The sequence below is a fragment of the Ideonella dechloratans genome, assembly GCF_021049305.1.
Classification (GTDB): Bacteria; Pseudomonadota; Gammaproteobacteria; order Burkholderiales; family Burkholderiaceae_C; genus Ideonella; species Ideonella dechloratans.
Window position 1 is genome coordinate 1,499,120 of the sequence record NZ_CP088081.1, and the last position, 26,563, is coordinate 1,525,682.

The following is a 26,563-nucleotide window of genomic DNA, read 5'->3' on the forward strand; positions in this document are numbered from 1 at the left end:
GCGTGAGCCAGGAAAAATGGGTGGATCTGTTGTGTGCACGCATCTGTGACCATGCGTTAAGCTGCAGGCTCATTCCCTGAGCTGTGAACATGAACCGCACCGAACGCTTCTACCGCATCGAACTGCTGATCAAGAGCCGTGGCGGGGTCAATTTCGAGACCCTGATGGACGAACTGGAGGTCTCCCGGGCCACCCTCAAGCGTGATCTGCAGTACCTGCGCGACCGCATGGATGCCCCCATCGTCTATGACCGGTTCGACAACCTCTACAAGTTCGAAGGCGGCGCGAGCGGCACGGCGCCGGCCCATCAACTCCCCGGCGTCTGGTTCAGTGAATCCGAGATCCACGCGCTGCTGACCATGCATCAGCTGATCGACGGCTTGGATGCCGGCGGTGTGCTGGGCCGCCACCTGCAGCCGCTGCTGGACAAGCTCAACGGCATGCTGGGAACGACGAGCACGGAGTCCCGGGAGCTGATGAAGCGGGTCAAGATCGTCAACCCGGCCCGCCGGCCGGTGCCAAGCCGCTGGTTCGAGGCCATCGGCAGCGCCTTGCTCAAGCGCAAGCGGCTGGACATCGTCTACTTCACACGGGCCAAGCAGACCGAGTCCCAGCGCGAGGTGTCGCCCCAGCGCCTGATCCACTATCGCAACACCTGGTACCTGGATGCCTGGTGCCACCAGAGCGACGGGCTGCGGCGCTTTGCGCTGGATGCGGTGCGGTCGGCCAAGGCCCTGGAAGGGCGGGCCAAGGATGTCGCGCTCAAGACCGTGGAGGCGGAGCTCGACGGCGGCTACGGCATCTTCAGCGGCAAGGCCATCCAATGGGCCACGCTGGTGTTTTCGCCCGAGGCTGCCCAATGGGTGGCCTTGGAGGAGTGGCACCCCCGCCAGACGCTGAAGACGCTGGCCGACGGCAGCCTGGAGATGCGCCTGCCCTATGCGGACGCCACCGAGCTGGCCATGGACATCCTGCGCCACGGCCCGCAGGTGCGGGTGGCGTCGCCCGTGGCCTTGGCCCGCCAAGTGGCGCAGCGCCTGCGCGAGGCCGCCGCCCAGTACCCGGAGGCCAGCGGCCGATGATCGTCCGCGACCGTCCCCACGGGCTGGCGCTGTTCTTCGCGATGCGCGGCTCGGTGCTGCCCAGCATCTTGCCTGCCTTGGCGGTGAACGTGCTGTTCGCGGGGATCGTCACGGTGCTGCACGGCGAGTTCCTGGACCACAAGATCCAGGTCACCACCGTACCGTTCTCGCTGATCGGTCTGGCGCTGGCCATCTTCCTGGGGTTCCGCAATTCGGCGGCCTATGACCGCTACTGGGAGGGGCGCAAGCTCTGGGGCGAGATGGTGCACGCCAGCCGCAGCTGGGCGCGCGGGGTGATGTGCTACCCGACGAACCACGGGGAGGCGTCTGCGGGTCCGGGGCGCCGATCGATGGTGATGACCGTGGCGGCCATGGTCCATGCCCTGCGCCACCAGCTGCGGGGCACGGATGCCCGGGCGGATCTGGTGCGCTGCCTGGGAGACGAGGCCGCGTCGCAGGTGGTCAGGCGGCGCAACATGCCGGCCGCGCTGCTTCAGCAGGCCGGTCAGGGTCTGGGCGCCTGGTTGCACAGCGGCCAGCTGGATCCTCAGCTGGCGGCCACCATGGAGAACCGCCTGGCCGAACTCACCGCCTGCGCGGCCGGCTGCGAGCGCATCGCCAGCACGCCCATCCCGTTTGCCTACACCCTGCTGTTGCACCGCACGGCGTACATCTACTGTTTCCTGCTGCCCTTTGGTCTGGTGGACACGCTGCACGGTCTGACGCCGCTGGTGGTGGGCCTGGTGGCCTACACCTTCTTCGGCCTCGATGCCCTGGGCGACGAGATCGAGGATCCTTTCGGGACGAAGCTCAACCATCTGCCGCTGGATGCCCTTTGCGTCACCATCGAGACGAGCCTGCGCGAGGCGCTGGGTGAGGAGAATCTCCCCGCACCGCCCCAGGCCGAGCGCTACGTGCTGACCTGACGACCCCGAATACCCCCTTCCGAAGACGATCCGAGATGAGCAAGGCTTTCACCAAGGAGAGCGATGGCGCCGACGAGGACGATGACAGCGGTGGCCTGCCGCCGCTGCCTGCCGGCACCAAGAACTACATCACCCCGGCCGGCTATGCGCGGCTGCGGGCCGAACTGCTGGAACTGATCGACGTCGAGCGGCCCAAGGTGGTGGATGTGGTGCACTGGGCCGCCTCCAACGGCGACCGTTCCGAGAACGGGGATTACCTCTATGGCAAGAAGCGGCTGCGCGAGATCGACCGCCGCATCCGCTTCCTGACCAAGCGCCTCGACATCGCCGAGGTGGCCGACCCGTCGGCCCACCATGGCAACGACCAGATCTTCTTCGGTGCCACGGTGACCTATGCCACCAGCAAGGGCGAGGAGCGCACCATCACCATCAAGGGCGTGGACGAGGTGGACCACCTGGCCGGGGAGGTGAGCTGGGTGTCGCCGATCGCCCGGGCCTTGCTCAAGGCCCGCGAGGGCGATGAGGTCACCCTGAGCACGCCGGGAGGCGTGGAGACGCTGGAGGTGCTGGAGGTGCGCTACCCGGCGCCGGCGGCCGGTTGAGTGGCCGCGTCGGCATGCAGGTTCGAAGGCCTCAGCTGGGTTTGACCCGCTGAACCTTCAGCACCGCCGGGCTGCGCTTGAGGGTGCGCAGCACGTCGGCAAGATGCTGGCGATCCCGCACACTGACCAGGATGCGCATCTCGGCTGTGGTGCCCACGGCTTCGTCGCCCATGTCGATGTGGGTGATGTCCGCCTCGGCGCTGCTGATGGCCTGGGCCACCTGGGCCAGCGCGCCCTTGCCATTGCGCATCACGATGCTGACGGCGGTCTCGAAGGCGCGGATCGGCTCCTCCGACCATTCGACCTGCATCCAGCGCTCGCGGTCGCGCTCGAACAGGCGCTTGCCCACCGAGCAATCGGCGGTGTGCACGGTCAGGCCCTCGCCCCGACCCAGGTAGCCGACGATGGCGTCGCCCGGGATGGGTCTGCAGCAGGGAGCCAGCGTGATGGAGCCGCCCTCGGAGCCATCGATGACCACCAGGCCCTGGCTGGGGGCGTTGTCGTCATGGCTGTAGCGGCCCAGGCTGAGCGTGACGGCATCGGGCACCTGGCCCTGCTCGCGCAGCAACTGGGCGATGCGCTTGGCCACGATGGTGGCGATCTTCTTGCCGGTGCCCACATCGGTCAGCAGATCGGCCGGGGTGCGGTTGCCGCTCCAGCGCAGCAGCGCCGGCCAGATGGACGGGCGTCCCTCGGTCGCTTCCTGCGGCGGCAGGGGCAAGCCTTCGGCGCGCAGGGCCTGGGCCAGCATCTTCTGCCCCAGGGCCTGCGTCTCCTCGTTCTCCAGGGTCTTGAGGTAGTGCCGGATCTTGGAGCGGGCCCGACCGGTGCGGACAAAGTTGAGCCAGGCCGGGTTGGGCCGGGCGCCGGGGGCGGTCACCACCTCCACCACGTCGCCGGAATTGAGCGTGGCCCGCAGCGTGGCCGGCTCGCCATTGATCTTGGCCGCCACGCAGTGGTCGCCGACGTCCGAGTGGATGGCGTAGGCGAAGTCCACCGGCGTGGCGCCCTTGGGCAGCGCGAGGATCTTGCTCTTGGGCGTGAAGACGTAGACGGCGTCCGGGACCAGGTCGATCTTGACGTGCTCCAGGAACTCGCCGGCGTCGCGGGTCTCGTCCTGGATGTCCAGCAGCGACTTCAGCCACAACGCACCCAGGCGCTGGGCCACATCGCCGGGGTTGGCTTCCTGGCCGACCTTGTAGAGCCAGTGCGCGGCGATGCCGGCTTCCGCCACCGCGTGCATCTCCTCGGTGCGGATCTGGAACTCCACCGAGGTGCCCAGCGGACTCACCAGGGTGGTGTGCAGCGACTTGTAGCCGTTGGGCTTGGGGATGGCGATGTAGTCCTTGAAGCGACCCGGCACCGGCTTGTAGAGCTGGTGCAGCACACCCAGGGCCAGGTAGCACTCCGGCATCGTCTGCACGATGATGCGAAAGCCGAAGATGTCGTTGACCTGGGCGAAGCCCGCGTGCTTCTCCTCCATCTTTCGGTAGATGGAGTAGACCGTCTTCTCTCGGCCGCTGACCTCGACCTTCATCTTGGCGTCGTTGAAAGCAGCCACCACGTCGTCGTGCACGCGCGAGACGATGTCGCGCCGGTAGCCGCGCGCGCGCAGCACGGCCTTCTGCAGCGCGCCGAAACGCCAGGGGTGGATGAAGGAGAAGGAGAGTTCCTGCAGCTCACGGTAGGTCTGGTTCAGGCCCAGCCGGTGCGCGATGGGGGCGTAGATGTCCAGCGTCTCACGGGCGATACGGGCCCGCTTGTGCGGGGCCATCGCCTCCATCGTGCGCATGTTGTGCAGGCGGTCGCACAGCTTGATCAGGATGACGCGCACATCGCGCGACATGGCCAGCAGCATCTTGCGGAAGGACTCGGCCTGGCCCTCTTCACGGGTCGAGAACTGCAGCTTGTCCAGCTTGGTGAGGCCGTCGACCAGCTCGGCAGTGGGTGCACCGAAGCGTTCGATCAATTCGACCTTGGTGACGCCGCAATCCTCCATGGCGTCGTGCATCAGCGCGGCCATGATGGCCTGGGCGTCCAGCTTCCAGTCGGCCACCAGACCGGCCACCGCGATCGGGTGGGTGATGTAGGGCTGACCGCTGGCGCGGAACTGTCCCAAGTGGGCCTCGTCGGCGAATTTGTAGGCGTCGCGCACCTTCTTCAGGTCCGCCTTGCCCAGGTAACCCAGCTTGTCCGCCAGTTCCGCGAAGGAGCTCACCTCGGTGGGCGCGGTGCCCACGGCGGGGGCCATGGCCGGCAACTGGCGGGGCCGCCCCTGCAAGGCGGCAGGCAGCAGATCGGCGGCGAAGGAACGAATACCCATGGACTGAATTTAGCCCATAACCCGCAGCCTCGGCGGTCTGGGTCTACTCGGAAGTGGCGCCTCAAATGGAAACGGGCGCCCTCAGGCGCCCGTTGACTCCGGGTTTCCCCGATCGTGTCTGCGGATCAGGTCGGCACCTTGCGCAGCATCTCCACGCCGACCTCGCCACCGGCGATCTCGCGCAGCGCGGTCACGCCGGGCTTGTTCTTGGAATCGATCTTCGGCGCGTGGCCTTGGCTCAGCATGCGGGCCCGGTAGGTCGCCGCCAGCACCAGCTGGAAACGGTTCGGGATCTTCTTCAGGCAGTCTTCAACGGTGATGCGGGCCATGGCGTGAATTCCTGACGGGTGAATTCTTCAAAAACAGATGCGGCACTCAGGCCAGATCCAGGGCGGTGAACACCGTGGATTTGGCGCGCCGCTGCGTCACGTACTTGAGACGCTGCGAGTGGACGACGGTTTTCAGGTCGAAGAGCGCCGTCTCGAACAAGCCGTTGATTATAACGTAGTCGAAATGACGGGCCTGGGCCACTTCATGGCGGGCATTGACCATGCGCTGGGCGATCACGTCCGCATGGTCCTCGCCACGGCGGCGCAGGCGCTGCTCCAGTTCCTGCCAGCTCGGCGGCAGGATGAAGATCAGCACCGCATGCGCGAACAACTGCTTGATCTGCAGCGCGCCCTGGTAGTCGATCTCCAGCACCACGTCGTCACCGGCCATCAGCCGCTGCTCGATGCCCACGCGGGAGGTGCCGTAGCGGTTGCCATGCACCTCGGCCCATTCGAAGAATTCGCTGCGGTCCACCATGGCCTGGAATTCCTCCGGGCTGACGAACCAGTACTCGCGGCCATGCTGCTCCTGACCGCGCGGCGCGCGCGTGGTGTGCGAGACGGAGACCTGCAGGTGGGAATCGAGTTCCAGCAGGGCCTTGACCAGACTGGATTTGCCGGCGCCGCTGGGGGCGGCCACCACGAAGAGATTGCCGGGGGTTTCCATCGGGGGCGTGCTCATTCGATGTTCTGGACCTGTTCGCGCATCTGCTCGATCAGGACCTTCATGTCCACGGAAATGCCGGTCAGCTCCAGGGCGGCCGATTTGGAGCCCAGGGTGTTGGCTTCGCGGTGCAGTTCCTGGATCAGGAAGTCCAGGCGCTTGCCCAGTTCGCCGCCGGCCTTGAGCAGGCGTTCGATCTCGTCGAGGTGGGCACTCAGACGTGTCAGTTCCTCGGCCACGTCGATGCGGATGGCGAAGGCCGCCGCCTCGCCCAGCGCGCGGTCGCGTGCGGCCTCGGCCGACACGCCATGGCCGCTGTCGCCGGCGCTGGCCAGGGCCTCCTGCCAGCGTTCCAGGAAGCGCTGCTGCTGCTTCTGCACCACGGCCGGCACCAGGGGCGCGGCCTGGGCCGCCAGTGTGCGCAGCGTGCCGATGCGATCCAGCAGCATGGCCACCAGACGTTTGCCCTCGCGGGCCCGGGCCTGCTTCAGGCTGTCGATGGCGGCCTTGGCGGCCTGCTGCACCAGCTCGTCCAGCGCGGCGGGCACCGCTGCGGCGCTGCCGCCGCGGCACCACTGCAGGGCTTCGTGGACAGAAAGCGGCTGCGCCTTGGGCAGCCAGCCCTGGACGCTGCTTTCCAGGCGGGACAGGCGGTTGAGCTGCTCGGGTGTGGGCTGGGGCAGGGCGTCGTCGGCCGCTCGGCCCACAGCAGCCCGCAACTCCACCTTGCCGCGGCGCAGCGCGGCCGTCAGCAGCTCGCGCAGGGCGGGCTCGGCCTGGCGCAATTCGTCGGGCAGACGGAAGGCGATGTCGAGGAAACGGCTGTTGACCGTGCGGACTTCCACGGTGACGCCAGGCGCGACCGTGTCGGACTCTGTAACCGGTGCCGCGCTGGCGCTGGCGAAGCCGGTCATGCTGTAAACTGGCATGAAGCTTTTGCAGGAAGCAAAACCCCAATTATGTCAAAGCCGAAACCCGCCCCGCTGCCTGCGGGCACCGTGGTCGGTGGCTACCAGATCGTCAAGAAACTGGCCGCCGGCGGTTTTGGCGTGGTCTACCTCGCCGAGGACGAGAGCCGCCACCTCGTGGCGCTGAAGGAATACCTCCCGGCCTCGCTGGCCGAGCGGGCGCCTGGCGAACTGATTCCCCGCGTCAAGCCCGAGAAGCAGCCGCTGTACCGGCTGGGCCTGAAGAGCTTCTTCGAGGAAGGTCGCTCTCTGGCGCAGATCAGCCACCCCAGCGTGGTGTCGGTGCTGAATTTCTTCCGCGAGAACGAGACCGTCTACATGGTGATGAACTACCTGCAGGGTGACACCCTGCAGGACTTCATCGTCACCGCGCGCGACCTCAAGCGCGACAAGGTCTTCCGCGAGTCGACCATCCGCTCGCTGTTTGACGAGATCCTGCGCGGGCTGCGCATCGTGCACCAGCACAAGATGCTGCACCTGGACATCAAGCCGGCCAACATCTTCATCACCAACGACAACAAGGCGGTGCTGCTGGATTTCGGTGCTGCGCGCGAGGTGCTGAGCAAGGAAGGCAACTTCATCCGGCCGATGTACACGCCGGGCTTTGCCGCGCCCGAGATGTACCGCCGGGACGGCTCGCTGGGCCCTTGGACCGACATCTATGCCATCGGCGCCTGCATCTACGCCTGCATGCAGGGCTATCCGCCCAACGATGCGCCGCAGCGCATCGAGAAGGACCGCCTGCAGCTGTCGCTCTCGCGCATGCGCAACGTCTATTCCGACAACCTGATCGAGGTCACCGAGTGGTGCATGTCGCTCGATCCGCTGTCCCGCCCGCAAAGCGTGTTCGCGCTGCAGAAGGAGCTCTCGCGCGAAACCGAGCGGCGCTACACCTCGCTGGGCTTCACCGAACGGCTGAAGCTGCAGATCGAGAACCTCAAGTCCGGCAGCCGCGCCTGAGCGCTGCCATTTTCAGAGCACAGGTCCCGTGATGAGGTTTTCCGTCTACCAGATCAGCCGCAAGGGCGGCCGCGAGAAGAACGAGGACCGGATGGGCTACTGCTACACGCGAGAGTCCGGTCTGTTCGCCCTGGCCGATGGCATGGGGGGGCATCCTGAAGGCGAGGTGGCCTCGCAGCTGGCGCTGCAGACCCTGGCAGCGGCCTTCCAGCGTGAGGCCAAGCCTTCGCTGAAGAACCCGATCCGCTTCCTGCAGGAGGCCATCCTGGCCGGCCACCACCAGCTGCTGCGCTACGCCACCGAGCGCGCCCTGGTGGACACGCCCCGCACCACCGTCGTGGCCTGCGTGCTGCAGGGCAAATCGGCCTACTGGGCGCATTGCGGTGATTCGCGTCTTTACCTGGTGCGCAAGGGCCAGTTGCAGGCCCGCACGCGCGACCACTCCTACATCGAACTGCAGGAGAGCCTGGCCCATGTCGTGCCCATCGATGCGCGCTTCAACCGCTCGGTGCTCTTCACCTGCCTGGGCAGCCCCGGCAAGCCGGTGGTCGACACGGTGGGCCCGGTGCCGCTGCTGCCCGGGGACCGCCTGATCGTCTGCTCCGACGGCTTGTGGAGCAGCGTGTCGGACGAGGTCATCGTCGGGATGCTGACCGACCGGCCGCTGCAGGACGCGGTGCCCGATCTGGTCGAGGAAGCCCTGCGCAACGGCGGCCCGCACTCGGACAATGTCACCCTGCTGGGCGTCGAGTGGGAGGCGGTCGAGGATGCCGACTCCACCGTGGGCATCTCCACCCGCACCCTGGGCGAAGATGTCTTCGCCTCGACCATCCAGGCCTCCATCAGCGACAGCGGTGCGGCCGATCTGGACGAGGCCGAGATCGAGCGGTCGATCCGCGAGATCAACGAAGCCATCCGCCGCTCCTCGCGCAAGCCGGGCAACTGACTCGGCTTGCCCCCGATTCCTTCACGGCCGCCTCGCCCGCAGGCGGCCGTTGTTCTTGAAAGTGCTGCCAATCCGATGAGCTACGAACGAACCCAGGGCCGTGCCGCCCATGCCCTGCGCCCGGTGCGCATCACCCGCGGCTTCACCCGCCACGCGGAGGGCTCGGTGCTGATCGAGTTCGGCCAGACCCGCGTGCTGTGCACCGCCTCGGTCGAGGAGAAGGTGCCCCCGCACAAGAAGGGCAGCGGCGAGGGCTGGGTGACGGCCGAGTACGGCATGCTGCCGCGCGCCACCCACACCCGCAGCGCCCGCGAGGCCGCCAAGGGCAAGCAGACCGGCCGCACCCAGGAGATCCAGCGCCTGATCGGTCGCTCGCTGCGGGCGGTGTTCGACCTGGCGGCGCTGGGTGAGCGCACCCTCACGCTGGACTGCGATGTGCTGCAGGCCGACGGCGGCACCCGCACGGCGGCCATCACCGGCGCCTTCGTGGCGGCGCAGGACGCGGTGCAGCGTCTGCTGGACCAGGGCCTGCTGCAGGCTTCGCCCATCCGTGACCATGTGGCGGCCATCTCGGTGGGCATCGTCGAGGGCACGCCGCTGCTGGACCTGGAGTATGTCGAGGATTCGGCCTGCGACACCGACATGAATGTGGTGATGACGGGGGCCGGGGGCTTCGTCGAGATCCAGGGCACGGCCGAGGGCGCGCCCTTCACCCGTGACGAGATGGACCAGCTGCTGGCCCTGGCCACCGCGGGCATCCATGAGCTGGTGGGTCTGCAGAAGGCGGCGCTGGCCCAGCCGCTGCCGCTGGCCGAGTGAGGGGATCGGCATGAGCGCGCCGCTGCGTCTGGTGCTGGCCTCCAACAACGCCAAGAAGCTCAAGGAGCTGGGGGCGCTGTTCGGCACCCTGCCCATCGAGCTGGTGACCCAGGGCTCGTTGGGGGTGAGCGAGGCCGAGGAGCCCCACATCACCTTCATCGAGAACGCGCTGGCCAAGGCCCGGCACGCGGCCCAGGCCACGGGCCTGCCGGCCATCGCCGACGATTCCGGCCTGTGCGTGGATGCGCTGGGCGGTGCGCCCGGCGTACAGAGCGCCGTCTTTGCGCCGGTGGACGCGGATGCCGCGCTGGACCGGGAAGCCCAGCGCCGGCAACAGGACCTCGCCAACAACACCTTGCTGCTGCAGCGCCTGCACAGCGCGACGGACCGACGCGCCGCCTTCGTCTGCACCCTGGTGGCCGTGCGTTCGGCCACCGACCCGGAACCGCTGATCGCCTTCGGCCGCTGGGGCGGCGAGATCCTGGCGGCGCCGCAGGGGCAGGGCGGCTTCGGCTACGACCCGCTGATGTTCATTCCCGCCTTCGGCTGCACGGTGGCCGAGCTGCCGGCGGAGACCAAGAACGCGCACAGCCACCGCGCCCTGGCCGCGGCGCAGATGGTCGAGCGCCTGCGTGGCGATTGGCATCTGGCCTGATGGTGTCCGGCCGCATGACCGACGCCCCGACCCCTGGCCATCCGGCGGAGCGCAGCACGCTGGCGCTGCCCGACCGCTATCTGCGCCCGGGCACGCTGCAACTGGGCGCGCCGCCGCCGCTGTCGGTCTATGTGCACCTGCCCTGGTGCCTGCAGAAGTGCCCCTATTGCGACTTCAACTCGCATGCCGTCACGGCGGGCGAGATGCCCGAGGCGCGCTACCTGGACGCCTTGCGCGCCGACCTGGAAGCCAGCCTGCCGCTGGTCTGGGGGCGCAGCGTGCACAGCGTCTTCCTGGGCGGGGGGACCCCCAGCCTGTTTTCGCCGGAGGGCATCGCCCGCCTGCTCAGTGAGCTGCGCACCCTGCTGCCGCTGCTGCCGGGCTGCGAGGTCACGCTGGAAGCCAATCCCGGCACCTTCGAGGCCGCGCGTTTCAGGGCCTTCCGCGAGGCGGGCGTCACGCGCCTGTCCATCGGCGTGCAGAGCTTCGACGACACCAAGCTCAAGGCCCTGGGACGGGTGCATGACCGCCGACAGGCCCTGGCGGCGGCCGAACTGGCGGCCGAGGTGTTCGACACCTTCAACCTGGACCTGATGTACGCCCTGCCGGGGCAGGACATGGCGGGCCTGGAGGCCGACCTGCGCACCGCGCTGGCCTTCGCGCCGCCGCATCTGTCGCTCTACCACCTCACGCTGGAGCCCAACACCGCCTTCGCGCTCAAGCCGCCCGTGCTGCCCGACGAGGACGTCAGCGCGGAGATGCTGGACCGCCTGGTGGCGCTCACGGACGACGCCGGGCTGGAGCGCTACGAAGTCTCGGCCTATGCCCGGCCGGGTCATCGCTGCACCCACAACCTGAACTACTGGCAGTTCGGCGACTACCTGGGCCTGGGCGCAGGGGCGCACGGCAAGCTGAGCTTTCCGCACCGGGTGCTGCGCCAGGTGAAGTGGCGAGAGCCGGCCGCCTACATGCGCGAGGCCCTGGCCGGGAAGGCGGTGTCCAACGAGCAGGAGGTGGCCCGCAAGGCGCTGCCCTTCGAGTTCATGCTCAACGCCCTGCGCCTGCGCGAGGGCTTCGAGCTCGCCTTGTTCACGGACCGCACCGGCCTGCCGCCTTCGGCCCTGGCCGCTCCGGTGGAGCAGGCGGTGGCACGCGGCCTGCTTGAGCGACTGGAGACGCCGCAAGGGCCTCTTCTGCGCCCCACCGAGCGCGGTTTCGATTTCCTGAGCGATCTGCAAGAGCTCTTCCTCTGAGACCCCCGCACGGGCCACGACCATGAACCGCCAACCTCCCGCCGACGACCTCCAGCAACGCTTTCTGCAGGAGGGCGTGCGGGATGTGGAGTGCCTGTTTCCCGATGTCTCGGGCTACCCGCGCGGCAAGCTGATGCCGGCGGCCGCCTTCGCGCGGGGCCAGGAGCTGCGCATCGCGCAGGCCATTCCGATGCAGTGCGTCACGGGTGAGTACTCCTACGATCCCATCTTCCCCGATGCGGATCCGGACGTGCGGCTGGTGCCCGACATGACGACGCTGCGGCGTTCGCCTTGGGCCAGTGCGCCGCGCTACCTGGCCGTGCATGACTGCGTCGAACTCAACGGCGAGCTCTGTGCCTTCGCCCCGCGCTCGGTGCTGAAGACGGTGCTGGCCGGCTATGCCGCCCTGGGCCTGTCACCGGTCGTGGCCCCCGAGATCGAGTTCTACCTCACCGAGGCCTGCACTGACCCGACCCAGGCACTGCGGCCTCCGCGCGGTCGGGCGGGGCAGGTGGAAGTGGGGCAATCGGCCTTCAGCATGAACCAGCTCAACGCCCTGGCGCCGTTCTGGGATGATTTCCAGGCTGCGCTGGACACGCTGGGCATTGCGGCCGACACCTGGATCCACGAAGTGGGCTGCAGCCAGTACGAGATCAACCTGCTGCACGGCGATGCGCTGCAGGTGGCCGACCAGGCCTTTCTCTTCAAGTACGCGGCCAAGGAGATCGCGCTGCGCCATGGCATGAACGCGGTGTTCATGGCCAAGCCCATCGCCGGCGAGGCGGGCAGCAGCATGCACCTGCACCAGAGCGTGGTGGATGCCCAGGGGCGCAACATCTTCAGCGACGAAGCGGGCCAGGCCACGCCGGCCTTTGCGCACTACATCGGCGGCCTGCAGGCGTACCTGCCGGATCTGGTGCTGCTGTTCGCGCCTTTCGTGAACTCGTATCGGCGCTACGTCAGCGGCAGCCAGGCGCCCATCAACCTGCAGTGGGGCGAGGACAACCGCACCGCCGGCCTGCGGGTGCCCCTGAGCGCGCCAGCGGCGCGGCGGGTGGAAAACCGCCTGGCCGGGGCCGACGCCAATCCTTACCTGGCCATCGCGGCCTCGCTGGCCGCGGGGCTGGCCGGCCTGCGGACCCAGTGCAGCCCGACCGAGCCCCTGGTGGGCGATGGCTACCAGCAGGCGCATGAGCTGCCGCAGACGTTCATGGCAGCGCACCAGCGCCTGGCGGGCAGCCGCCACGCGCAGGAACTGCTGGGGCCGGATTTCATCCGCGCCTACCTGGCCGTCAAACAGTTGGAGCACGACCACTTCCAGGCGGAGATCACGGCCTGGGAGCGTCGCTATCTCGTGGGACAGGCTTGAAGCAGGACCTTCGGCTGCCGCGGCGGAAGCCGCTGGCGGCCGGCCTCAGACCCGATGCAGCAAGGCGCCGTGGGTCTGACGCAGCTTGTCCATCAGGTGCGGAGCGATCTGCGTGAGCGGCAGCACCTCATGGGCCGCGCCGGCTTCGATGGCTTCGCGCGGCATGCCGAACACGACGCAGCTGGCTTCATCCTGGCAGTAGTTGTAGGCGCCTGCATCGCGCATCATCCGCATGGCCTTGGCGCCATCGGCGCCCATGCCCGTCAGCATGATGCCGAAGGCGTTCGGGCCGGCCACCCGGGCGGCGGACTCGAACAACACTTCCACCGACGGCTTGTGCCGGTTCACCGGTTCCCCGTCGCGCACGCGGGCGATGTAATTGGCGCCGGAACGTTCCACGCTCAGGTGAAGACCGCCCGGGGCGATGTAGGCATGCCCGGGCAGGATCCGTTCGCCATCCACCGCTTCCTTGACCCGAATGCGACACAGGCCATCCAGCCGCGCGGCGTAGCTGCGGGTGAAGCCCGGGGGCATGTGCTGGGTGATGACCACGGCCGGCGCGTCGGGCGGCAGGCCCAGCAGCACCTCCTTGGTGGCTTCGGTGCCGCCGGTGGAGGCACCGATGAAGATGATCTTCTCGGTGGAGATCCGTCCCAGTCCCGAGGTGGGCGCCGGGCGCGCGACCCCGCCGGCCACTGCGGGGGAGGCCACCGCCGCCACGGCAGCCACGGCACCGACGGCCGAGGCGGGGCGCGCAGGGGCCGGCTGCGCCAGGCGCTTGATGTGGGCCTTGGCGGCGATGCGGATCTTGTCGGTGATTTCCTCGCCGAGTTGCTTGAGCCCGTCGGCGATGCCGATCTTGGGCTTGGCCACGAAATCGATGGCCCCCAGTTCCAGGGCCTTGAGCGTCACTTCGGCGCCCCGCTCGGTCAGGGTGGAGACCATCACCACCGGCATCGGGCGCAGGCGCATCAGCTTGGACAGGAAGTCGATGCCGTCCATGCGCGGCATCTCCACGTCCAGCGTGATCACGTCCGGGTTCAGGTTGCGGATCATCTCCCGCGCGGCAAAGGGATCGGCGGCCGCGCCGATGCACTCCATGTCCGGCTGGTGGTTGATGATCTCGCTCAGCAGGCTGCGCACCAGGGCGGAATCGTCCACCACCACCACGCGTGTCTTGGCCATCTTGTCGGTCCTCCGGGATCTTGTCGGTATGGGGTTCAGAACAGGTCGATCGAGCCGCCGCCGGTGGCGGCGGGCGCGGCGCGCTGCGCGGCCAGGCGATCCTGGGCCACCAGGGCGTCGGCACTGGCAGGGGCCAGACGCTTGACCATGGCCTTGCCGCTGGCCGGCAGGAAGCAGACCTTGCGGGGATAGATGTCCAGCACGTCCTTGGACACGATGGGGATGCGCTCGGTGGCCAGGAAGTCGGTGACGAACTTGGTGTTGCGTTCGCCGACGTTGATGGTGTTCATGCCGCTGATCACGGCGCCACCACCGAAGATCTTGGCTTCCATGGTCATCCGCGAGGCGCCCCGCTTCATCATCTCGTTGATCAGCAGTTCCATGGCGTAGCTGCCATAGCGGCCGGAATCGCCCGAGCCTTCCGGCAGCATGAAATGGTTCATGCCACCCACGCGGGCGTTGCGGTCCCACAGGCAGGCGGCGATGCAGGAGCCCAGCGTGGTCATGACGAGGATGTCCTCGTTGTCCACGTAGTACTCGCCGGGCAGCACCTTCACCGCCTCGTTCTTGAAGTGGGCGTCGTAGAAGAAGAAGGACGCCTCGCCCGGCTTGCGCGACTGTGCCTTCAGGCGCTCCAGGCGAGCCGTGCGGTTGGGCAGCGCCGCCGGATTGGGCATGGGAGGGGCTGCCGTGCGCAGGGACGAGGAGGGCAGGGTGGCCATGGACGGGCTCCGTTCAGACGCGCTGGTAGATGGTCTTGCCACGCAGGACAAACCAGTCCCGGGCATCGGTGAAGTTCTCGGAATGGCCGACGAAGAGCAGGCCACCCGGACGCATCACGTCATGGATGCGGCGCAGCACGGTGCGCTGGGTGTCGTGATCGAAATAGATCATGACGTTGCGACAGAACACCATGTCGAAGGGCTCGCCCATCGACCAGTTCGGGGTCATCAGGTTGAAGGGGCGGAAGTCCACCATCTTGGCCAGTTCCGGCTTGATGCGGATGAAGCCGGCATTGGCGCCGGTGCCGCGCAGGAAATGGCGCTTCAGGCGCTCCGGCGACAGGCCGCGCGCATCGGCGGCGTACACGCCGCGCCGGGCGGTGGAGAGCACCTTGGTGTCGATGTCGCTGGCCACCAGGCGGGCCCCGCAGTGCTCGCCCAGCACCTCGGCCAGCACCATCGCGATGGAGTAGGGCTCCTCCCCGGTGGAAGACGCGGCACACCAGATGCGCGGCGGCTTGCCCTTGAAGCCCTTGAGGGCCTCGGCCAGCGCGTGGAAATGGTGCTCTTCCCGGAAGAAGGAGGTCAGGTTGGTGGTCAGGCTGTTGATGAACTGCTGCCACTCCTGCTCGCCGGCCGGGCCGCTGACCCCTTCGAGCCACTGCAGGTAGTCCTTGAAGCTGCGGTGGCCGGTTTCGCGCAGGCGGCGCGACAGCCGGCTGTAGACCATGGCGCGCTTGCCATCGTGCAGGCTGATGCCGGCGCGCTGGTAGATCAGCTTGCGCACCCGTTCGAAATCGGCCGGGCCGAAGCTGAACTCGTGGTCGATCGTGTCGTCGTCGGAGACCGGGGCGAGTGCGCGCGTGGCGTCGAGGGAGGCAGTCATGAAGGCTTCAGGGCTGGCGGACGGACCGACGGGTTGGACGCGGGACGGACAGGCAGGCGGCGGGTGCCCCGGTCTGACCGGATGTTCTGTGCCTGCAATGTTGCGAAGTCCACGGCGTCATGAGGGGTGAAGTTGAAGGGCGTTCACCACCCTATTTCGGCATCTGTCGGCCAGTTCTTCACTGCTAGACTGCATCGAACCCCCCACAGATGTCCGTCTTTTCACACACTCTGTGAATCTGTGAACACCATCACCAATCACCGCGCGCTGGCCGATCCCGGCACCCTGCGGCTGGACCATGCGATGCAGTTGCTGCAGCAGTCCGGTCACGGCGACCTGTGCGGCGCGCCGGGCAGCGTGGCCTGGCTGCAGGGGCTGATCGACGCCTTGTGCGACCTCTCCAGTCGGGACGCGCTGTCCGGGCTGGCCAATCGCCGGGCCTTCGAGGCGGCGCTGCTGCGTGAAATCGACCGGGTGGCCCGTTCAGGCGAGCCGGCCCTGCTCCTCATCCTGGACATCGACCACTTCAAGCGGGTCAACGACAGCTACGGGCACCGGGTGGGCGATCTGGTCATCACGGCGGTGGCCGAGACGCTGCAGGAATGCGTGCGGCCGATGGACCTGCCGGCTCGCATCGGCGGCGAGGAGTTCGCCGTCATCCTGCCCAACTGTGCGCCGGCCTTCGCGTCGACCGTGGCCGAGCGCCTGCGCACCCGCATCGAGAACCGCATCATCGAAATCAGCCCCTCCCAAGCCTTGGGTGTCACGGTCAGCATCGGTGGTGCCTTTGCGCCGCAGTGGGTGCGCTCGACCGCCTCCCTGTGGATCGAACGTGCCGACCTGCAGCTCTACCGGGCCAAGTCCGAGGGCCGCAACCGCACCTGTCTGGAACCCACGCCCGTCTCCACGGTGAGTGCCGAGGAGAAAGGCCTGCTCTTCGGCGGCGCCGTGCCGGAGGACAACGACGCATGAGCTCTTTCCCGAATCTGTCCGCGCCCGCTGCGGGCTCCACGCGGCAGGCCCGCATCACCGCCATCACCAGCGGCAAGGGCGGGGTGGGCAAGACCTTCTCCTCGGCCAACCTGGCGGCGGCCCTGGCGCGCCAGGGTCTGCGGGTCCTGGTGCTGGACGCCGACCTGGGCCTGGCCAACCTGGATGTGGTGCTGAACCTCTTTCCCAAGATCACGCTGCACGACGTCTTCACCGGCAAGCATTCGCTGGAAGATGCGGTGATGCCGGCCCCCGGAGGCTTCTCGGTGCTGCTGGCCGGCTCGGGCATGGTCGAGTATTCGCGCCTGACCCCCGACGTGCGCGAGAAGCTGCTGGACGTCATCCGGCAGATGCGTCCCCACTTCGACCGCATCCTGCTGGACACCGGCGCGGGCATCTCCGACGTGGTGCTTTACACCGTCTCGCTGGCCGACGAGGTGCTGATCGTCAGCACGCCGGAGCCCACCTCGCTGACCGACGCCTACGCCACCATCAAGGTGCTGGCCACCAGCCACGGCCGGCGCGACCTGCGTCTGCTGATCAACCAGGTGAACCGGCCCGGTGAGGGGCGGACCATCCGCGGCCAACTGCAGCAGGTGGTGGACCGCTACGTCACGCCTGGTCTGGACGCCCCCGTCAAACTGGAGTTCCTGGGTGAGATTCCCTCGGACCCGGCGGTGCGGGATGCGGTGGCTCGCCGACAATTGCTGCTGGAATGCTTCCCCGGCAGCCCGGCCGCTCAAGCGATGGTGGCTGCCGCCACCCGCCTGAGCGCCTGATGAGCACCGACGACACCGAGAACACCCCCACCCCCGGCCCCACGCCGTTCGAGCAACTGGGGGGCGAGCCCGCCATCCGGGCCCTGGTGGACCGCTTCTACGACCTGATGGACCTGGAGCCGCGCTACGTGCTGCTGCGCTCGGTGCACGGCAGCACGCTGGACGACGCCCGCGACAAGCTGTTCTGGTTCCTGTGTGGCTGGCTGGGCGGCCCCAACCACTTCATCGACCGCTTCGGCCACCCGCGCCTGCGCGCCCGCCACCTGCCGTTCTCCATCGGCGTGGAGGAACGCAACCAGTGGCTGGCGTGCATGTTCCAGGCCATGGAGGAGCAGGGCATCGAGCCCGGGCTGCGCACGCGGCTGGAGCGCTCGCTCTTCGAGACCGCCGACTGGATGCGCAACCGGCCGAACTGAGCTTCAGGCGCCGGGGGTGTTCGCCGCGCCGTGGCGCCGGCTGCCCAGCAGCACGATCAGCGCGCCCGCCCCGCCTTGCGGGCCTGAGGCCTGCGCGAACGCGATCACCTCCTGGCGCTGGGCCAGCCAGCGCTGCACCTTGGCCTTGAGCACCGGCTCGCGCCCTGGCGAGCCCAGGCCCTTGCCGTGCACCACCCGCAGGCAGCGGCGGCTGTGCTGGTGGGCCTGTCGGATGAAGCCGGCCAGGGCCTCGCGGGCCTCGTCGCGCCGCAGGCCGTGCAGGTCCAACTCGCCCTGGATGCTCCAGTGGCCGCGGCGCAGCTTGCTCACCACGTCGGGGCCGATGTCCGGCCGACGAAAGCTCAGGCCATCGTCGGTCAGCAGCAGGGATTCCACATCCACCTCGTCCGAGAGGGCGGCCTTCAGTGCCGCCTGCTCGTCCAGCTCACGCTGGCGGGGAATGGGCTCGGGCAGAGGGCGACTGGCCACGGCCCGGTCGGCCCGCCGCAGGGGCTGCACAGGGCCCACGGCACGGCTGAACAGGTGGCGCTCGGCTTCGGCGCGGGCCTGCTCGGCGGCCAGGCGGGCGCGTTCGGCTTGCGCTTCAGCCTCGGCACGGCGCAGCTCGGCGCGCAAGCGGCCCAGGTCCTGCAGTCCGTGTCCCTTCATCGCATGTCTTCCTCTGGCAAGGCGCTAGCCTACAACAGCCGGCAGACACGGGCCGATGACAGGGCCTCGCCGGACTCAGAGCAGCCCGCGTTCCGCGAAGCTCACCACCTCGCCGGCGCCCACCACCAGGTGGTCCAGCACCCGCACGTCCACCATCTGCAGCGCCGTCTTGAGCGACTGGGTGAGGAACTCGTCGGCCTTGGACGGCTCGGCCAGGCCCGAGGGGTGGTTGTGCGCCAGGATCACCGCGCCGGCGTTCAGGTCCATGGCCTGGCGCAGCACCTCGCGCGGGTAGACGCTGGTCTGGGTGAGGGTGCCGGTGAACAGCTCGCGCCACTCGATCAGGCGGTGCTGGCTGTCCAGGAAGAGCACGCCGAAGACCTCCTTTTCGCGCCGGGCCAGGTGCAGGCTGACGTAGTCCTTCACGGTGCGGGGCGAGTCGAACACCGGGCCGCGTTCCAGCGGCTGGCGCAGGGCGCGGCGGGCCATTTCCATCACCGCGGCCAGCTCGGCCCGCTTGGCTGGGCCCAGGCCCTTGATGCGGCGGAAGTCCTCCGCCTGGGCCTGCAGCAGGCCGCCGAAGCCGGCGAAGTGGCCCAGCAGCTCGTCGGCCAGCATCAGCACGCCCTTGCCCTTCAGGCCGGTGCGCAGCAGCAGGGCCAGCAGTTCCGCGTCCGCCAGGGCCGCCGGCCCCTGGGCCAACAGCTTCTCCCGCGGGCGCAATGCCGCGGGCAGATCCTTCAATGACATTCCTCGCTCCCCGGGCGGGGAAAGACCGCGTTCCCGGTGTGCCCCGGGCGCCACGGCCTGCCCCGTAAAATCGGGCCAGACTATCAGCGCGAGCCACACCCTGTGAATACCATCCAGCCGGGATCCTTCCTCACCTTGCACTACCGCCTGGCCGGGCCCGACGGTGCGGATGTGGTCACCACCTTCAATGACCAGCCTGCCACCCTGATGCTGGGCAGCGGCCAGCTGGCGCCCGCCTTCGAGGCCAAGCTGCTGGGGCTGGAAGAGGGCGCGCGCGCCAGCTTCACCCTCGCGCCCGGCGAGGCCTTCGGCGAGCGCAACCCCGAGATGGTCCAGCGCGTCAGCCTGGCCCTGCTGCGCGAGCATGGCGATCCGGAAGCCGAGTACAACGTCGGTGACGTGGTGGAGTTCCCCACGCCGGACGGCCAGGGCCGTTTCGCTGGCGTGCTGCGCGAGCTGCTGGGCGACAGCGCGGTGTTCGACTTCAACCACCCGCTGGCCGGGCAGGCCGTGACCTTCGAGGTCCAGGTCATCGGGGTGCTCTGAGATGACGGTGAACGCACAACCGGGCGACATCCTGCTGGCCGAGCCGCGCGGCTTCTGCGCCGGCGTGGACCGGGCCATCGAGATCGTCGAGCGCGCCCTGAAGATCCACGGCGCGCCGATCTATGTGCGCCACGAGATCGTGCACAACACCTATGTGGTCAACGACCTCAAGGCCAAGGGCGCCATCTTCATCGAGGACCTGGCCGACGTGCCCGAAGGCGCCACCCTGGTGTTCTCGGCCCACGGCGTGCCCAAGGCCGTGGAGACCGAGGCGGCGGCGCGGGGCTTTCGCGTCTTCGACGCCACCTGTCCGCTGGTGACCAAGGTGCATGTGGAAGTGGCCAAGCTCTCCAAGGAGGGCTACCAGTTCATCATGATCGGTCACAAGGGCCACCCCGAGGTGGAAGGCACCATGGGCCAGCTGCACGAGGGCATCTTCCTGGTCGAAGATGCCGCGGATGTGGCCACCGTGCCGGTGACCCGCCCCGACAAGCTGGCCGTGGTCACCCAGACCACGCTCAGCGTGGACGACGCGGCAGAGATCCTGGCCGCGGTGAAGACCCGCTTCCCGCAGGTGCGCGAGCCCAAGAAGCAGGACATCTGCTATGCCACCCAGAACCGGCAGGACGCCGTCAAGGTGCTGGCACCGGCGGTGGACGTGGTCATCGTGGTGGGCAGCCCCACCAGCTCCAACAGCAACCGTCTGCGTGAGCTGGCCGAGCGCCTGGGCACGCCGGCCTACATGGTCGATTCGGCCTCGGACCTGCAGCCTGAATGGCTGGCTGGGCGGCCGCGCGTGGGCCTGACCGCCGGCGCCTCTGCCCCCGATGTGCTGGTGCAGGCCGTGATCGCCCGGCTCAAGGAACTGGGCTCGGTGTCGGTGCGGCACATGCCCGGCGTCAAGGAGACGACCGAGTTCCCGTTGCCCAAGGGGCTGGGGGACAAGTCCATGGCCGAGTTCGCCGCCTCGCGATCCTGAGGCCGGAATCCCGCAGATTCCACACGAGGGGCCGGCGCCGGCGCGCGCCCCTCTGCCTACAATTTCCCGAATTCCCCGAAAGAACACACCATGCTCGACATCAGCCTGCTGCGGCGCGACCTGGACGCCGTCGTGGCCCGCCTCCAGACCCGCAAGAACCCCCAGCCCTTCCTGGACGTCGACCGCTTCAAGACCCTGGAAGGCGAGCGCAAGCAGCTGCAGGTCCGCACCGAGGAGCTGCAGGCCAAGCGCAACAGCCTGTCCAAGCAGATCGGCATGCTCAAGGGCCGAGCCGCCAAGGGTGAGGACACCGCAGCCGAAGTGAGCACGCTGATGGCCGAGGTGGCCGCCATCGCCGACGAGATGACCTCCGGCGCGGCCCGTCTGGACGCCCTGCAGGGCGAGATGGCCGAGATGCTGCTGGGCGTGCCCAACCTGCCCCAGGCCGAGGTGCCGGTGGGCGCCGACGAGACCGCCAATGTGGAAGTGCGCCGCTGGGGCACGCCGCGTGCCTTCGACTTCCCGGTCAAGGACCATGTGGACCTGGGTGCGCCCCTGGGCCTGGACTTCGAGACCGGCGCCAAGCTCAGCGGCTCGCGCTTCAGCGTGATGCGCGGCCCCATCGCCCGGCTGCACCGCGCGCTCGCCCAGTTCATGCTGGACCTGCACACCACCCGCCACGGCTACACCGAGTGCTACACGCCCTACATCGTGCAAGGCAAGACCATGCAGGGCACCGGCCAGCTGCCCAAGTTCGAGCAGGACCTCTTCCACGTCACCTCCGGCGCGGCCGAGGCCGCCAGCAGCAAGTGGTACCTGATCCCCACCGCCGAGGTCACGCTGACCAACACCGTGGCCGACAGCATCCTGGCGGCCGATGAACTGCCCATCAAGCTGACCGCCCACAGCCCCTGCTTCCGCTCGGAGGCCGGATCGGCCGGCCGCGACACCCGTGGCCTGATCCGCCAGCACCAGTTCGACAAGGTCGAGATGGTGCAGATCGTTGCACCCGAGCACAGCAACGCCGCGCTGGAGGAGATGACCGGCCACGCCGAGGCCGTGCTGCAGGCCCTGGGCCTGCCTTACCGCACCGTGCTGCTGTGCAGCGGCGACATGGGCTTCGGTTCCACCAAGACCTATGACCTGGAAGTGTGGGTGCCGGCGCAGAACACCTACCGCGAGATCAGCTCGTGTTCCAACATGGGTGACTTCCAGGCACGCCGCATGCAGGCCCGCTTCAAGAACGCCCAGGGCAAGACCGAGCTGGTCCACACCCTCAACGGCTCCGGCCTGGCGGTGGGCCGCACCCTGGTGGCCGTGTTGGAGAACTACCAGCAGGCCGACGGCAGCATCGCCGTCCCCGAGGCGCTGCAGCCCTACCTGGGCGGCCTGACCGTCCTGCAGGCCTGAGCCTGCCGGGCCGCCCATCCTGTCCGGTGTGACGACCGAGGCCCACGCTGCGCTGCCGCCCCTGGCGCGCGCGGTGCTGGGCGCGCTGGCGCTGGGCGCGGTGGCGCGCCCGCGCAGCTGGGTCTTCGAGGCCCTGGCCGAACCCGCGCTGCGCGCGGCCGGCGAGCGCCGCCCCACCCAGGAACAGGTGCGCGAGGCCCTGCATGCGCTGGGGCAGGGCGGCTGGGTGGCGCAGGACCTGCGCCGCACCGGCTACTGGTCGCTCCAGCCGGCCGCGGTGGCGCCGGCCTGGCAGGCCTTGCTGGACACCGCTTCGGCCGAAACCCTGCGCGACACCCTGGCGCGCTGCGACGGCTACCCGCTGCTGGCGCTGAGCCGCCATGGCGACACCCGCCTGCCTTCGGTGGACGCGGCGGTGGCGCGCATTCGACTGGAGGCACTGACCGGCGCTTCCCTGCTGGAGCTCAAGGGCCTGGAGCCCCGTCTGCCCTGGGGCTGCGACCGCCTGGACCAGGTGCTGCCTCTGGCGGTGGGCCCCGTGCTGAACGACGCCACCTGGCCCTGGCTGGCGCCCGAGGTGGCCGCCATCGTCCTGCAGGACGCCGTGGCCGGCTGCCTGAACCTGTTGCCCGCCCCCGAGGGCCTGGACCTGAATGCCGCCGTCAGCGGCCTGCTGGCCCGCGGCGGCCCCGGCGAGCCGGCCGCGCTGGGCCTGCTGCGCTGGACCCAGGCCGAGTGGCTGTGCGCCCAGGGGCGGGGGGAGTGGCTGGAGGCCTGCGTGGCGCCGGCCCTGCAGGCCAGCGGCACGCCCGACGACGCCGCCCTGCCTGGGCGCGTGGCGCTGCACGGCGCCTTCCGGGCCCTGCTGGCCGCGCAGGCGGGGCAGTGGGATGCCTGCATCGTCGGCACCGAGCAGGCCCTGGCCGACCTGCGCAAACTCACCGGGCGGCGCACGCGGCTGCTGCCCCAGCAGGTGGGCACCGCCTATGTGCTGGCCCTGCTGGCTCGCGGCACGGCGGCCGACCTGGCCACGGCGCTCAAGTTCTGCCTGGGCGAGGGCGGCAAGCGCGAGCCGGTGCTGGACAGCCCTTATGGTTTCATCGCCCTGGCCATCCAGATGCGCCAGGGTGAGGCCCGGCGCGAGCTGGGCAGCTTCCGGCCCTACACCCTGGGCGGGCGGGTGCAGGTCTCGCCGCTGGACCTGTGGCGCTGGCTGATGCGCGCCTGGCTCAAGGAAGGCGCCTTGCCGGAGACCCTGCTGCCGGCCGAGATGGAGGCGGCCGATCAACTGCGCCAACGCCTGCGCGCCGCCGGCCAGCAGGTTGCCGTGGCCCAGTTGGATGGCGCCCTGGCCGTGCTGCAGGGCGAGCAGCCCCCGGCGGGCTTCTTCATTGCCGGCCCGCGCGAACAGTGGCAGCAGGCCCTGGAGGCCTTGCAGGGCATCGTCGCGCCCACGCCGGCCGAGCCCGCCGCGGCCACCGAAACCCGCCTGCGCTGGGTGCTGGAACTGGACGCCCGCGGCGCGGTGCTGGACCTGCTGGCCCTGGAGCAAAAGCAGGGCGCGCGCGGCTGGGGCAAGCTCAAGGAGGTGCCTCTGTCGCGCCTGCAGCGTGGGGCCGAGGCCCTGCCGCCGGCCGATGCCGCGGTGGCCCGCACCCTGCAGCAGGAGCGCTACGGCCGCGACGTCCGTTTCGATCTGCCGGCCGCCGTGGCGGCGCTGGTGGGCCACCCGTCCGTCGCGCTGTCCGAAGACCCGGAGCAGCCCATCGAGCTGCAGGAGGCCAGCGCCGAGCTGGAGGTGCTGCGCGAGGGCGAGCGCCTGCGGGTGCGCCTGTGGCCGCCCATGCAGGTGGCCGCGGACGAGGCCCAGGCCCGCTGGGGCGGCAGCGCCACCGAGCAGAAGCAGCTGGAGGCGCTGCGCCTGATCTGCGTGGTGCGCGATGGCCCGCGCCGGGCGCGGCTGGTGCGTCTCACCCCGGCCCAGAAGCGGGTGGCTCAGTTGCTGGGCCCCGAGGGGTTGGACATCCCGCCGCAGGGCGCGGGGCAGTTGCAGCAGGTGCTGACCGGCCTGGGGGCGCACTTCCGCATCCACAGCGACGATGCCCAGACGGCCCAGGCCGCGCGCGAGCTGCCGGCCGATGCCCGGCTGCGCGCCGAGCTGGTGCCGGTGGGCGAGGGCTTGCAGCTGCGCCTGGTGGCGGCGCCCTTCGGGCCGGACTTTGCCACCGAGGGCCCGCGCCTGGTGCCCGGCAGCGGCCGGGCCCGGCTGGTGGCCACGCTGGGCGGTGAATCGCTGGGCGTGCAGCGCGACCTGGCGGCCGAGCGCGCCCATCTGGACACCGTGTTGCAGGCCTGCCCGCTGCTGGCCGCCGCACCCGAGGGCGCCCCCTGCGAATGGACGCTGGACGAGCCCGAGCAGGCCCTGGCCGTGCTGGAACGCCTGCAGCCGCTCAACGCCTTGCAGGCCCTGGACTGGCCCCAGGGCCAGGCCCTGCGCGTGGACAGCCGCGGCACCGCCGCCCTGACTTTGCGCGTGCACACCCGCCAGGAATGGCTGGCGCTGGAGGGCGAACTGGCGGTGGACGAGGAACTGGTGCTGGGCCTGCAGCAGCTGGTGGCCCTGCAGCAGGGGCGCAAGAGCCGCTTTGTGCCGCTGGGCGAAGGCCGCGTTCTGGCCCTGACCCAAGAGCTCAAGGAGCGGCTGGACGCCCTGGCTGCTGTGGCCGGGCTGCGGGCCGGCAAGGACGACCTGGCCACGCTGCGCATTCCCAAGCTGGCCGCGCCCTGGCTGCAGCAACTGACCGAAGACCTGAGCGTGCAGGTGGACGAGGCCTTCGCCCGGCAACTCGCCCGTCTGGACGAGGCGCGGGCCTGGGTGCCGGCTCTGCCCAAGGCCCTGCAGGCCACGCTGCGGCCCTACCAGGAAGAAGGCTTCGAATGGGCCATGCGCCTGTCGTACGCGGGCCTGGGCGCCTGTCTGGCCGACGACATGGGCCTGGGCAAGACCCTGCAGGCCCTGGCCGTGCTGCTGGCCCGTGCCGCCCAGGGCCCGGCCCTGGTGGTGGCCCCCACCTCGCTGGTGGGCAACTGGCGGGCCGAGGCGCGGCGCTTCGCCCCCTCGCTGGACGTGCAGGTCTATGGCGAGTCGGGCGCCGACCGGGCCGCCCAGCGCGCGCTGGACCGGCCGGGCCAGGTGCTGCTGGTGTCCTACGCCCTGCTGCAGCCCGAGGCCGAAGCCTTTGCCGAGCGGCCCTGGGCCACCCTGGTGCTGGACGAGGCCCAGGCCATCAAGAACGCGGCGGCCAAGCGCACCCAGGCCGTGTTCGGTCTGCAGGCGGGCTTTCGCCTGGCGCTGTCGGGTACGCCCATCGAGAACCGGCTGGGCGAGCTGTGGTCGGTCATGCAGGCCTGCAACCCCGGCCTGCTGGGCACGCTGGCGCGCTTCAACGAGCGCTTTGCCGGCCCCATCGAACGTCAGCGCGACAAGGCCGCGCGCCGGCAGCTCAGCCGCCTGATCGCGCCCTTCATCCTGCGTCGCACCAAGGCCCAGGTGCTGGACGACCTGCCGCCGCGGACCGAGCTGGTGCTCAAGGTGCAGCCCGACGCCGCCGAGCAGGCCCATTACGAGGCCTTGCGGCGCGACGCCCTGGTGGCCGCCGAGCGCAGCCTGACCGGCGACGCGCCGGGCCTGGCCCAGTTCAACATCCTGGCCGGGCTGACCCGGCTGCGCCGCGCCGCCTGCGACCCGCGCCTGGTCACGCCCTCACTGAGCCTGGTGGGCGCCAAGGTGCAGGCCTTCGGCGAGCTGGCCGCCGAGCTGGTGGCCAACGGCCACAAGGCTCTGGTGTTCAGCCAGTTCGTCGACTTCCTGGCCCTGCTGAAGGCGCCGCTGGACGCCGCCGGCATCGCCTACCAGTACCTGGACGGCAGCACGCCCGCGGCCGAGCGCATGCAACGCGTCGATGCCTTCCAGTCCGGCGTGGGCGACCTGTTCCTGATCAGCCTGAAGGCCGGCGGCTTCGGCCTGAACCTGACCGTGGCCGACTATGTGGTGATCGCCGACCCCTGGTGGAACCCGGCGGTGGAAGACCAGGCCAGCGGCCGGGCCCACCGCATCGGCCAGCAACGGCCGGTGACGGTCTACCGTCTGGTCACCGAAGGCACGCTGGAAGAGAAGATCCTGACCCTGCATCGCGACAAGCGCGAACTGGCCGACCTGATGCTGGCGGGCGAGGATGGCGGTGCGCTGCCTTCGGGCGAGGAGCTGATCGCGCTGATGCGGGAGCAGGCCTGGCCGGACGAGTCGTCGTGAGCGCGGCTGGAGGCGGTGGGCGA

Annotated in this window: 25 protein-coding genes; 16 read left to right on the plus strand and 9 right to left on the minus strand. The window is 69.4% G+C overall.

Annotated features, from left to right (window positions below; all coding sequences use genetic code 11):
• The first annotated feature begins 89 nt into the window (after window positions 1–89).
• Genes LRM40_RS07025 through greB form a run of 3 tightly spaced genes read left to right on the plus strand, consistent with a single transcriptional unit; the run spans window position 90 to window position 2,610 of the window.
• Window positions 90–1,082: a helix-turn-helix transcriptional regulator gene (locus LRM40_RS07025; protein ID WP_151124016.1), complete on the plus strand. Its 993-nt coding sequence runs from the start codon at window positions 90–92 to the stop codon at window positions 1,080–1,082.
• Window positions 1,079–2,008: a bestrophin family protein gene (locus tag LRM40_RS07030; RefSeq protein WP_151124017.1), complete on the plus strand. Its 930-nt coding sequence runs from the start codon at window positions 1,079–1,081 to the stop codon at window positions 2,006–2,008. The genes LRM40_RS07025 and LRM40_RS07030 overlap by 4 nt, the downstream gene beginning before the upstream one ends.
• A 35-nt stretch (window positions 2,009–2,043) precedes the next feature.
• A complete protein-coding gene (gene greB / locus LRM40_RS07035; RefSeq protein WP_151124018.1) occupies window positions 2,044–2,610 on the plus strand; it encodes a transcription elongation factor GreB in 567 nt (188 codons plus the stop codon).
• Between the two features lie 31 nt (window positions 2,611–2,641).
• Here greB and LRM40_RS07040 read toward each other — a convergent pair whose 3' ends face one another.
• From LRM40_RS07040 to LRM40_RS07055, 4 genes are all read right to left on the minus strand, one after another.
• Window positions 2,642–4,933 (minus strand): RelA/SpoT family protein, encoded by a 2,292-nt coding sequence (locus tag LRM40_RS07040; RefSeq protein ID WP_151124019.1) that lies wholly within the window; start codon window positions 4,931–4,933, stop codon window positions 2,642–2,644.
• 125 nt (window positions 4,934–5,058) lie between these two features.
• Window positions 5,059–5,262 (minus strand): DNA-directed RNA polymerase subunit omega, encoded by a 204-nt coding sequence (rpoZ, locus tag LRM40_RS07045; RefSeq protein WP_022979841.1) that lies wholly within the window; start codon window positions 5,260–5,262, stop codon window positions 5,059–5,061.
• Window positions 5,263–5,308: 46 nt separating this feature from the next.
• The gene (gene gmk, locus LRM40_RS07050; protein ID WP_151124065.1) at window positions 5,309–5,929 is read right to left on the minus strand and encodes a guanylate kinase; all 621 of its coding nucleotides are present in this window, start codon (window positions 5,927–5,929) and stop codon (window positions 5,309–5,311) included.
• An 11-nt stretch (window positions 5,930–5,940) separates the two neighbouring features.
• Window positions 5,941–6,855 (minus strand): YicC/YloC family endoribonuclease, encoded by a 915-nt coding sequence (locus LRM40_RS07055; protein ID WP_151124020.1) that lies wholly within the window; start codon window positions 6,853–6,855, stop codon window positions 5,941–5,943.
• 30 nt (window positions 6,856–6,885) lie between these two features.
• Here LRM40_RS07055 and LRM40_RS07060 point away from each other — a divergent pair, with 30 nt between their 5' ends.
• From LRM40_RS07060 to LRM40_RS07085, 6 genes are all read left to right on the plus strand, one after another.
• Entirely contained in the window at window positions 6,886–7,854 is a 969-nt protein-coding gene (locus tag LRM40_RS07060) for a serine/threonine protein kinase (protein ID WP_151124021.1), read from the plus strand.
• Window positions 7,855–7,885: 31 nt separating this feature from the next.
• Window positions 7,886–8,800, plus strand: a complete 915-nt coding sequence (locus LRM40_RS07065) for a PP2C family protein-serine/threonine phosphatase (protein WP_151124022.1) — start codon at window positions 7,886–7,888, stop codon at window positions 8,798–8,800.
• Window positions 8,801–8,875: 75 nt separating this feature from the next.
• Window positions 8,876–9,619, plus strand: coding sequence for a ribonuclease PH (gene rph / locus LRM40_RS07070; RefSeq protein ID WP_151124023.1), 744 nt, complete (start codon window positions 8,876–8,878; stop codon window positions 9,617–9,619).
• Window positions 9,620–9,629: 10 nt separating this feature from the next.
• The gene (locus tag LRM40_RS07075; protein WP_211372988.1) at window positions 9,630–10,274 is read left to right on the plus strand and encodes a non-canonical purine NTP pyrophosphatase; all 645 of its coding nucleotides are present in this window, start codon (window positions 9,630–9,632) and stop codon (window positions 10,272–10,274) included.
• A 14-nt stretch (window positions 10,275–10,288) separates the two neighbouring features.
• Window positions 10,289–11,527: a radical SAM family heme chaperone HemW gene (hemW, locus tag LRM40_RS07080; RefSeq protein WP_151124024.1), complete on the plus strand. Its 1,239-nt coding sequence runs from the start codon at window positions 10,289–10,291 to the stop codon at window positions 11,525–11,527.
• 22 nt (window positions 11,528–11,549) lie between these two features.
• Window positions 11,550–12,896, plus strand: a complete 1,347-nt coding sequence (locus tag LRM40_RS07085; RefSeq protein ID WP_211372989.1) for a glutamine synthetase family protein — start codon at window positions 11,550–11,552, stop codon at window positions 12,894–12,896.
• A gap of 45 nt (window positions 12,897–12,941) precedes the next feature.
• Here LRM40_RS07085 and LRM40_RS07090 read toward each other — a convergent pair whose 3' ends face one another.
• The 3 genes from LRM40_RS07090 to LRM40_RS07100 are packed head-to-tail and all read right to left on the minus strand — an operon-like array spanning window position 12,942 to window position 15,689.
• Window positions 12,942–14,081 carry a protein-glutamate methylesterase/protein-glutamine glutaminase gene (locus tag LRM40_RS07090; RefSeq protein WP_151124025.1) on the minus strand — a complete coding sequence of 380 codons (1,140 nt, stop codon included), beginning with the start codon at window positions 14,079–14,081 and terminating at the stop codon, window positions 12,942–12,944.
• Window positions 14,082–14,116: 35 nt separating this feature from the next.
• Window positions 14,117–14,803: a chemoreceptor glutamine deamidase CheD gene (cheD, locus tag LRM40_RS07095; protein ID WP_151124026.1), complete on the minus strand. Its 687-nt coding sequence runs from the start codon at window positions 14,801–14,803 to the stop codon at window positions 14,117–14,119.
• Between the two features lie 13 nt (window positions 14,804–14,816).
• On the minus strand, window positions 14,817–15,689 hold the full coding sequence (locus LRM40_RS07100; protein ID WP_151124027.1) for a CheR family methyltransferase: 873 nt from the start codon (window positions 15,687–15,689) through the stop codon (window positions 14,817–14,819).
• Window positions 15,690–15,992: 303 nt separating this feature from the next.
• Between LRM40_RS07100 and LRM40_RS07105 the strand changes: the two genes are divergently transcribed.
• The 3 genes from LRM40_RS07105 to LRM40_RS07115 are packed head-to-tail and all read left to right on the plus strand — an operon-like array spanning window position 15,993 to window position 17,874.
• Window positions 15,993–16,661, plus strand: a complete 669-nt coding sequence (locus tag LRM40_RS07105) for a GGDEF domain-containing protein (RefSeq protein ID WP_151124068.1) — start codon at window positions 15,993–15,995, stop codon at window positions 16,659–16,661.
• The gene (locus LRM40_RS07110) at window positions 16,658–17,458 is read left to right on the plus strand and encodes a MinD/ParA family protein (protein ID WP_151124028.1); all 801 of its coding nucleotides are present in this window, start codon (window positions 16,658–16,660) and stop codon (window positions 17,456–17,458) included. Before LRM40_RS07105 ends, LRM40_RS07110 begins: the two co-directional genes overlap by 4 nt.
• Window positions 17,458–17,874, plus strand: a complete 417-nt coding sequence (locus LRM40_RS07115; protein WP_151124029.1) for a group II truncated hemoglobin — start codon at window positions 17,458–17,460, stop codon at window positions 17,872–17,874. Before LRM40_RS07110 ends, LRM40_RS07115 begins: the two co-directional genes overlap by 1 nt.
• Before the next feature lie 3 nt (window positions 17,875–17,877).
• On the opposite strand, the gene LRM40_RS07120 is transcribed toward LRM40_RS07115, so the two are convergent.
• Both LRM40_RS07120 and radC read right to left on the minus strand, forming a co-directional pair.
• The gene (locus LRM40_RS07120; RefSeq protein WP_151124030.1) at window positions 17,878–18,543 is read right to left on the minus strand and encodes a Smr/MutS family protein; all 666 of its coding nucleotides are present in this window, start codon (window positions 18,541–18,543) and stop codon (window positions 17,878–17,880) included.
• A gap of 75 nt (window positions 18,544–18,618) precedes the next feature.
• Window positions 18,619–19,293, minus strand: a complete 675-nt coding sequence (gene radC, locus LRM40_RS07125) for a RadC family protein (RefSeq protein ID WP_151124031.1) — start codon at window positions 19,291–19,293, stop codon at window positions 18,619–18,621.
• Window positions 19,294–19,395: 102 nt separating this feature from the next.
• Between radC and LRM40_RS07130 the strand changes: the two genes are divergently transcribed.
• The 4 genes from LRM40_RS07130 (at window position 19,396) to LRM40_RS07145 (ending at window position 26,540) form a co-directional block, all read left to right on the plus strand.
• Window positions 19,396–19,839 carry an FKBP-type peptidyl-prolyl cis-trans isomerase gene (locus LRM40_RS07130; protein ID WP_151124032.1) on the plus strand — a complete coding sequence of 148 codons (444 nt, stop codon included), beginning with the start codon at window positions 19,396–19,398 and terminating at the stop codon, window positions 19,837–19,839.
• Window positions 19,840–19,846: 7 nt separating this feature from the next.
• Complete coding sequence (gene ispH / locus LRM40_RS07135; protein ID WP_231067776.1) at window positions 19,847–20,818, plus strand: 4-hydroxy-3-methylbut-2-enyl diphosphate reductase; 972 nt, start codon at window positions 19,847–19,849, stop codon at window positions 20,816–20,818.
• Between the two features lie 90 nt (window positions 20,819–20,908).
• Window positions 20,909–22,228 carry a serine--tRNA ligase gene (gene serS, locus LRM40_RS07140; protein ID WP_151124034.1) on the plus strand — a complete coding sequence of 440 codons (1,320 nt, stop codon included), beginning with the start codon at window positions 20,909–20,911 and terminating at the stop codon, window positions 22,226–22,228.
• A 28-nt stretch (window positions 22,229–22,256) separates the two neighbouring features.
• Window positions 22,257–26,540: a DEAD/DEAH box helicase gene (locus LRM40_RS07145; RefSeq protein WP_151124035.1), complete on the plus strand. Its 4,284-nt coding sequence runs from the start codon at window positions 22,257–22,259 to the stop codon at window positions 26,538–26,540.
• Window positions 26,541–26,563: the final 23 nt, after the last annotated feature.